2 protein-coding genes are annotated in these 1,668 nt (G+C 37.9%); both read right to left on the minus strand.

Annotated elements, in window-relative coordinates:
• On the minus strand, nucleotides 1-911 hold a 911-nt coding region (locus JHC30_05605), incomplete at its 3' end, for an arsenic resistance protein (GenBank protein MCI4463630.1).
• A 181-nt stretch (nucleotides 912-1,092) separates the two neighbouring features.
• On the minus strand, nucleotides 1,093-1,668 hold a 576-nt coding region (locus JHC30_05610), incomplete at its 5' end, for a DUF169 domain-containing protein (GenBank protein ID MCI4463631.1).

Below are 1,668 nucleotides of genomic sequence, written 5' to 3' on the forward strand. Positions count from 1 at the left end.
GGCATAGTTGCCGCAGGGATTGCAACCATCGGCGAAAATGCCGTTGTTGCAATAGCAATTGCCGTGCCATTATTCTTTCCAGTGCTTGTAAAAACAACAGCCATATTGTCTTCATATGTTAAATTCAGCTTTTTGTTAATCCATGTAAATAGAACAAGAGAAGTCGCAATGAATATAGCATTTGGAACAAGCAAAAATAGGACGGTTTGCCATTTATCGATAATCATCGTTGCCTTAGAAAAGAAAATAACAAAAACAATTCCATACATTGCAATTAGAGACAACGAGGGAAATAAAGGCTGTAGCTTTTTGAAGCCTTTTTCTCCTAGCCATTTAATCAATAAAATACGAGTTAAGTAACCCAGAATCATTGGAGCAATCAACACAGTTACAATAGATTTTAACATATCATTGATTGGTACAGGAATATGATAATTATGTGCAAAAACCATCATCCAAGAAGGCAGGGCAACAATAGCAAGTACAAAGCTTAAAGCAACGATTATAGTTGCAAGCTCAATATTCCCATCTGAAAGCCCGGTGTATCCGATTGCCATACTTGAACAAGGCACTACCATTACAAGTAAAAAGCCTATAGAAAGCATTGGGTCCCCGTGCAAAAGCAATTTAACAAGCAACCACCCGAAAAGGGGTGCCCATACAAAGTTATATATCACAGAAAGCAAAATTGCTTTTAAGTTTTTGGAGGCTTTTGCAAGAGCTTCCAATTTAAGATTAATCATCATCGGATAAATAATCAAGAAAACCATAACAGTTGTAAGGCTCGATACCATAGACTGGTTAGCTTTGATCCAGGAAGCACTTGGCTTACCAATTAAAATACCCAAAATCATTGCACCAGTTACATACAAAAGTAGCCATTTGTTTAAATGTTCTTGAAGTTTTTTCATATTTTTACTTTCTCCTTTCATTTTATAATCTGTTACTATAAACCGCCAAACTTTAATTTAAACTTTAAACTCAAAAAACACTACCCTTAACTAAAATTGGGCGATTTTGCATCACTTTAAAAAGATTTTTATACATTAAATATACGTTTAATTAAATAAATCTTCACAGGTATGAATATTTTTACACTGCTGGTTTTGGCACGCAGCAAAGCCCAGAAAGGATCTGAGCAACCTCCTCAAGCAACTCTCCGGGAATTCCTATAAGCGTTTCCTCATTTGTAAACTGAGAGCGAATCCTTGCCTGTTCCTGTGGTATAGTTGCTTCAGGCTTCCCATACTTGAATGGCAATACTGTCGCATAAGCACAGAAAGAAGTAAGGATTTGAAACCTGAGAGGTATCTCTAAGCCGCTTTTGTAATTTGTTGCATTGAGGATCACCAATGATTGGTGAGGATTTGCAGCAACAAGCACTACATCGGGATCAAATGTTGCTTCTTCAAGCGGAGTAAGCAAAATTGCAGCAGTCTTTCCTACGGGGATCTTTGGCGCCTGGTCAATAAGCCTTTTACCAGCCCTTGCAGTCTCTACCATATGCGACTTTGCATACATCTCACCATTTACAACAGTTTCGGGTGGCTCTTTTACACCAAGCATATAAGCACCTCTATCACACCCGTGGTCTTCTGCAAGTAAAAGGAGTGTTTTTCCTTCGCTCATTACCTTCCCAACTGCTCCGCAATAATAAATCTTACTTTC

This window comes from Caldisericum sp., assembly GCA_022759145.1.
Classification (GTDB): domain Bacteria; phylum Caldisericota; class Caldisericia; order Caldisericales; family Caldisericaceae; genus Caldisericum.